At 30.0% G+C, this 6,622-nt stretch carries 5 protein-coding genes and 1 tRNA gene; 2 read left to right on the forward strand and 4 right to left on the reverse strand.

The features are described 5' to 3' along the window. Positions 1-64: 64 nt before the first annotated feature. The 4 genes from gatA to E6A48_RS00040 form a co-directional block, all read right to left on the reverse strand. Positions 65-1,513: an Asp-tRNA(Asn)/Glu-tRNA(Gln) amidotransferase subunit GatA gene (gene gatA, locus E6A48_RS00025; protein WP_219708017.1), complete on the reverse strand. Its 1,449-nt coding sequence runs from the start codon at positions 1,511-1,513 to the stop codon at positions 65-67. Positions 1,514-1,634: 121 nt separating this feature from the next. Further along, on the reverse strand, positions 1,635-2,528 hold the full coding sequence (locus tag E6A48_RS00030; protein ID WP_219708018.1) for a hypothetical protein: 894 nt from the start codon (positions 2,526-2,528) through the stop codon (positions 1,635-1,637). Positions 2,529-2,645: 117 nt separating this feature from the next. Then, on the reverse strand, positions 2,646-3,683 hold the full coding sequence (locus E6A48_RS00035) for an N-acetylneuraminate synthase family protein (protein WP_219708019.1): 1,038 nt from the start codon (positions 3,681-3,683) through the stop codon (positions 2,646-2,648). 97 nt (positions 3,684-3,780) lie between these two features. Further along, a tRNA-Thr gene (locus E6A48_RS00040) sits at positions 3,781-3,853 on the reverse strand. Positions 3,854-4,126: 273 nt separating this feature from the next. Between E6A48_RS00040 and E6A48_RS00045 the strand changes: the two genes are divergently transcribed. After that, positions 4,127-4,747 carry a hypothetical protein gene (locus E6A48_RS00045; RefSeq protein ID WP_219708020.1) on the forward strand — a complete coding sequence of 207 codons (621 nt, stop codon included), beginning with the start codon at positions 4,127-4,129 and terminating at the stop codon, positions 4,745-4,747. A 32-nt stretch (positions 4,748-4,779) separates the two neighbouring features. Then, on the forward strand, positions 4,780-6,471 hold the full coding sequence (locus E6A48_RS00050) for a LysM peptidoglycan-binding domain-containing protein (RefSeq protein ID WP_219708021.1): 1,692 nt from the start codon (positions 4,780-4,782) through the stop codon (positions 6,469-6,471). Positions 6,472-6,622 lie beyond the last annotated feature (151 nt).

The raw sequence follows: 6,622 nt of genomic DNA on the forward strand, positions 1-6,622 counted from the left end.
AAAAATAAAGAGCTTAAACTATTGATAATAGTAAAAGCCCTTTATATTTTTATTAAAATTCTAATTATTTGTAATTTACTTCATGAGCATAAGCCATTTTAAACATAGAAGCCTCATCAAACTGCTTAGCTATAAACTGTATACCTATAGGCATATTGTTTTTGTCATAACCGCAAGGAACACTCATTGCAGGAAGACCAACTAAGTTAATATTAGAAGCATAACTATCTGCTAAGAACCCTAAAGCACTGTCAGTTTGGTCTCTTGTGCCTAAAAGACCTGCAGTAATAGGAGAAGTTGGAGATATGATAATATCAACATTTTTGAATGCATTATCGAAGTCCATTTGCATTAGTTTTCTCACTTTTAGAGCATGCTGATAATGGCTGTAGAAGAATTTTTTACCAGTCATTAAAGTACCAAATAATATTCTAGCTCTAGTTTCAAAAGCAAGTCCAGCACTTCTTGAAGCATAATAATATTCATCTAAATTAAAATCTCCTTTAGGGTGATAACCATATCTTATGCCGTCATACCTTCCCATATTAGAAGCAACCTCAACCGCCATAACAGCAGTATAAACCCTAGAACCATATTTAGCATTAGGTAAAGATATATCCACTATCTCAGCACCCTGAGCCTTAAGATTATCTATAGCCTTCATTACATTTTCTCTCACTTCATTATTTAATAAATCAGTTTCATAATACTCTTTAGCAAGACCAATTCTCATACCCTTAACATTTCCATCTAAAAGAGAATTATAATCAGGTACAGGTATGTTTAAAGTAGTAGATTCTTTAGGGTCAAAACCAGCAATAATTTTAGTCATCAAAGCAGCATCTTTAACATCTTTAGCAAGAGGACCAACTTGGTCTAAACTGCTAGCCATAGCAACACATCCAAGTCTAGGCACTCTCCCATAAGTAGGCTTAACACCAACTATACCACAGAAAGAAGCAGGCTGTCTTATAGAACCACCAGTATCACTTCCTAAAGCACCAAAAGCAAAATTAGCAGCAACCGCAGCAGCAGAACCGCCTGAAGAACCTCCAGGAACATGTTTTCTATTAACAGGGTTTCTAGTTATTCCATAATTAGAAGTTTCTGTAGTACCACCCATAGCAAACTCGTCCATATTAGTTCTTCCAATTATAATAGCACCATTGTCTATTAATCTCTGAACTGTAGGAGCTGTGTATGGAGCTTTGTAGCCTTCAAGCATTTTTGAAGAAGCTGTCATTAAATGGTCTTTATAACATAAATTATCTTTAATAGCTAAAGGAACTCCAAGAAGAGGCAAATCTTCACCTTTGTTAATTCTCTCTTGTGCTTTTTTTGCCTGCTCTATTGCTTCATCTTTAAAAATTTCTAAATAAGCATATATTTTATCTTCTCTTTTATCATCTTCTTCTATTTTCTTTATAATAGATTCTGTTAAACTAACTGCGTCTATTTCTTTATTTTTTAATTTCTCTCTAATTTGAATTATGCTCAATTCATTTAAATCCATTGTAGGAAACCTCTTAAATAAATAATAAATTTTAAGTTTCATTATATCATATATATATTTTTTTGCAAAAAAAAAGAGAGACTAAAATATAGCCTCTCTTTATTATATTTATACAACTTAATTATTGCTGATTATTCTCAGTAGTTGTTTGATTATTATTTTTATCTTTATTTAATTTTTTTACCTCAGGTGGAATTCCAACTGGTACATCTGCTATGTCGTTTACATCTTCATAAATTTTATTTTGGAATCTGTAATAAATAGGTCTCATTCTGTAGTTATCAACATAAGAAGCAACGAAGTTAATATTTTTCATAGCATATTTAGCATAGAACACAGATAAAGAAGTATCAGCCTGTCCATTAATGTAGTTTCCATAATACATAGAAGCAAAATCATCTAAAGTTCTTACAAGACTATTATCAAATCCGCCATATTTTGTTATGAAACCATTTAAAGTTCTATTAAATAAACCTGAAGACATAACATATCCAGGGTTTGCATATTCATTATCAGGGTTTCTTTGCTTATATTGTTCTAAAGCACCATCTCCTTGATAACGAGAACTTACTGCAAATAATTTATCATTATGGAAGAAAAATTTATAAACCCATTTAGTATTTTTTCCTGCTAAAGTACTATCTTCAGATAGGTTTTCAGCAGTTATAGTCATACATTTAAACTCATCATCTAATGTATAATTAAAATATAAAAGACTTAAATCTCTCTTAAATAAATCAGACATCTCATTAGTAGTAAACTTTATATTAACCCATTTTAAAGTTTGAGGATTATACCAAGCTAAATCTGGATCAGGATATGAAGATATATAAAAAGTACCACTTACAGCCTGTCCTTCTGTTGTTATAAAACTATTAGACATGAGTATTTGATTTACTTCATCAGGAGATACACCATAAGGAACGATATTATTAAACATATAAGGTATAGTTTCATAAGCATGAAGGGCAATACTCATAGATATAAACAAAGATATTGCTAGCAATTTTTTCATTTTTTCATTCTCCAAATATTATTATACTTTGTTTTATTATACTATATTGAAGAATTAAATCAAATAGATTATGTTTACTTTAATACTATTTTTAAATAAAATAAATTTTATTGATTGCTATTTTTTTAAATCATTGGTATTCAATGCTGTAAAAGATTTTTTATCAAGTTTTAATTTTTTCCCAACAACTTTATCATAATCTTTGGCAGGTATACCAACACATGGTCTTAAAGTTATTAAATCTTTTTCTGTTATCACTTCATTTTTAAGCATACTATGATTAAGATATATACCCCTCTTAGCATAAACAAGCTCTTTTTTCTCTTGTTTACTCATTTTTTTCTCAGTCTTTAAAGCTTCATCTCCGCCAAGCATCTTATTAGTATCTTTTAATTTTGAAATCATTTCTTTCATAGAATTAGTATCTAAACTTATTATATGGTCGCCTGATTTTTTTTCTGGAGTTATTGTGAAATGCTTTTCTATGATTTTAGCTCCAAGAGTATATGCTATAATAGGAGCATCTATTCCTATAGTATGGTCAGAATAACCTATAATATTTTTTTTGAAAAGTTTATTCATAACAGTTATTCTATTTAATCTGGCATTTTCTAAAGGTGTAGGATATTCCACAGAACAATGAAGTAAAGCTACCTCATTATTTTTTAAAATATTTAAAGCATTTTTTATATCTTTATTTGTAGCCAAACCAGTAGAAAGTATCACAGGTTTTTTAGTAGAAGCAACTTTTCTCAAAAGAGGAATATTATCTATATCACAAGAAGCTATTTTATATATAGGCACATATTTATTCATATCATCAACAGCCTCAATAGAAAATGGAGTGCTCATTAAAATGATTTTATTTTTTTTAGCTTCTTTATACAGAGTTTCGTACCACTCTTTTTTTAATACTATATCATCAACATTATCTAATGCATTTTCTGGTATTTTAAGTATTTTAGTATATTCTTTATGTGCAAAGAGCGTTTTTGAAGTAAAACTTTGAAACTTTACAGCATTAGCACCCGCTTTAGAAGCTTCTCTAATTAATTGAATAGCATCATCTATAGAGCCTTCATGATTAGAACCTGATTCTGCGATTACAAAGAAATTATTTTTTTTAATTAAGTCTTTTAATTTAAGATTTGCCATAACATTATCCCAAGAAGATATTAAAAATATATAAAATAATTATCGAAAAGAAAAACAGATTTATTAATATGAAAAAAATATGCGTTAAAAAAAGATGAGCTGGTGATGGGACTTGAACCCGCAACCGGCTGATTACAAATCAGCTGCTCTGCCAATTGAGCTACACCAGCAAAATGTTTAATCATTATACTATATAATAAAAAAAATGCAAGTAGTATTTTTAAAACATTTAATATTTTTAGTAATTTATAATTTAATTAATTTTACTTTTTTCTCTTTAAACAATTTATAATAATAGTAGATTTTAGTATAAATATAAATTTTATTCTAAGCCTTCTATAATTAAAATAACTTGACTTTTTAATTATTTAAGCGATAATGTTGTTAACATATTATTTTTTTATATTTTTATATAATTAAAAAACAGGAGGAATTGTATTAATATGAGTTTAAAAGAAAAGACTGCTCTAATAATAGCATTATCTTTCTTTGTAATGTCTTGCGGAGGATTGCCTACAAAAGATTATGAGAGAGTTACTGCATTAAGAGAGACTGTAAACAAGTATACCGAAATTAAAACTTTTGCTCAAAATGATTATGATATCGCTGAGAAAGGATACGCAGAAGCTGATATCATTATGAAGGCAGAAAATAAAGATGAAGCTGAAAAAGCTAAAGAGCTTCTTCTTACAGCTGAAACTAATTATAATTTAGTTTTAGATAAAGGTTTAGCTCCTTATTCTGAAATACTAAAAAAACAAACTGATGAAAATTATACTAATGCTAGTCAAATCAAAGCTAATGTTATGTATGGTGAAGAATATGCTCAAGCTGAAACAATATACAATGAAGCAAATGCTATGTATACTGCTGAAACTAAAGATTATAGAGTGTTAGTAGATAAACTTTATACAGCAAAAGAGGCTTATTTAGCTTTATATAATAAAACTAAAGAACAATTCGATAAAAGTGATGAAGCTTTAACTAAAGTAAAAGAGCGTTTGGCTGAACTTGAAGCTATGGTAAAAGAGCTTGAAACTTTAGAGCAAGAGCAACAAAGCTAATATTTTAATATTTTAAGGAGTATAAAAGAAAAATGAGTACTTTAATAAAGAAAATTGTAGCTTATATAGCTTTAATCTCTTTTAGTTTTAGCGTATTACCTGCTCAAACTTATGATGATGCAGCTAGAATTACTGGAGAAGCTGAGACTTTACAAAATGACGGAGAATATCAAAAGTCTTATGATAAATCTCAAGAGGCTTCTGATTCTATAGATAAAACTACTGTATCATTGTTTTATAGATTAATGACTTTAAGAATAGCTAAAGCAAAAAATGATGCAAATAAAACTATTAATGAAATAGAACAATTAGGTGCTTCTACTGATAATGAATTTAAAACAAAATATCAAGAAGCTCTTAAATTCTTTGAAGAAGGAAATAATAGTATTACTAATTTACCTCCAGAACCGCAAACTCCTCCTACAGATGAAGAGTTTACTGCTTCTTCAAACACATTTACAACAGTATATAATTCTTTCAACAACGCTTTACAATCTGCTAACAGTGTTAAAGAAGGTTATCTTAATAGAGAAAGAGCAATAGCTTCAAAATCTATTAATGATGCTAGAAACAAATATAAAGCAGAATTAGGTAAAAGTGTAAAAGCAGGCGATGCTAATGATAGAAATATTAATGGTGCTTTAACTAGAGCTGATGAAGCACTTACTAACGACAATTTTGCTAGCGTTCAGCAGAATGTATCTGCTGCATTAGCTGGCATAAATAAAGCTATAGCAGATGCTAAGGCGAAAGCTGAGGCAGAGGCTAAAGCAAAAGCTGCTGCTGAAGCTAAGGCAAGAGCTGAAGCAGAGGCTAAAGCGAAAGCAGAAGCTGCTGCCAAAGCAAAAGCTGAAGCAGAGGCTAAAGCGAAAGCAGATGCAATAGCAAAAGCTAAGAAAGATATAGAAGATGCACAAAATAAATATAATAATTTAGTTAATGAACAAGTGATAGCTAAAGGTGATGATAATGATAAAAATGTATCAAAACTTTTAACTGATGCTAATAATGCTTTACAAAACACTCCTCAAACTGCAAGCGATAAAGCTTTAGAAGCTTCTAAAACTATGGATAATATATTAAACACTGCTAATCAGTTGAAAAAAGAAGAAGCTGTTAAAAATCTAGAGCAATTAAAAGCAAGAAGAGACAGACTTATAAGTGAAGGTTATTTAACTAAAGACAGCGAAGAAGAACAAAATCTATCTAAAACAATTCAGGAAGCTGAAGATGCTTTAAATAACAATGATTATGTTTTAGCTGACCAAAAAATGCAGGAAGCTAATCTTAATATGAATGCTATAGAAGAGAGAGGACCTATTGACGGACAAGTTATACCTGGTGAGATGGGTGGTAACGAAACTGGTCAAATAATTGATGCTACTACTGGTCAGGAAGTAAATACAGAAGGAAAAGTTACTGTATTGCCTCAATATTATGTTGTAGTAAGAAGAGTACCTCTAACTGATGCTTTATGGAGAATTGCTGGATACAGCTACATATACAACAACCCTATAGAATGGTATAGAATATATGAAGCTAACAGAAATGTACTTAGAGACCCTAATAACCCTGATTTAATACTTCCTGGTCAAAGATTAATAATACCTAGCCTTAATGGTGAAGAGAGAAGCGGTGATTATAATCCTGATTTAGAGTATTTGACTTATGATGAGGTTATGCAGTTAAGACAGCAAAATAACACTACTCAAGCACAACAGTAAGAAATAAACTTATAAAATACAAAAGGTCATGCATTTAATATGTATGACCTTTTTTTGTACGAGCTACTCTCCTAGCTGTGCACTCCCTACGGTCGAGGGCTTGCCGCACGGTAATACTATGCTTTAATTATAACCTCTTAGGCGTGCGGGG

Source organism: Brachyspira pilosicoli, from assembly GCF_019402445.1.
Lineage (GTDB): Bacteria > Spirochaetota > Brachyspiria > Brachyspirales > Brachyspiraceae > Brachyspira > Brachyspira pilosicoli_B.

Excerpts from the sequence above, each read along its gene's own strand:
- gatA (WP_219708017.1), bottom strand. The coding sequence starts at position 1,513 with ATGGATTTAAATGAATTGAGCATAATTCAAATTAGAGAGAAATTAAAA.
- E6A48_RS00030 (WP_219708018.1), bottom strand. The coding sequence starts at position 2,528 with ATGAAAAAATTGCTAGCAATATCTTTGTTTATATCTATGAGTATTGCC.
- E6A48_RS00035 (WP_219708019.1), bottom strand. The coding sequence starts at position 3,683 with ATGGCAAATCTTAAATTAAAAGACTTAATTAAAAAAAATAATTTCTTT.
- E6A48_RS00045 (WP_219708020.1), top strand. The coding sequence starts at position 4,127 with ATGAGTTTAAAAGAAAAGACTGCTCTAATAATAGCATTATCTTTCTTT.
- E6A48_RS00050 (WP_219708021.1), top strand. The coding sequence starts at position 4,780 with ATGAGTACTTTAATAAAGAAAATTGTAGCTTATATAGCTTTAATCTCT.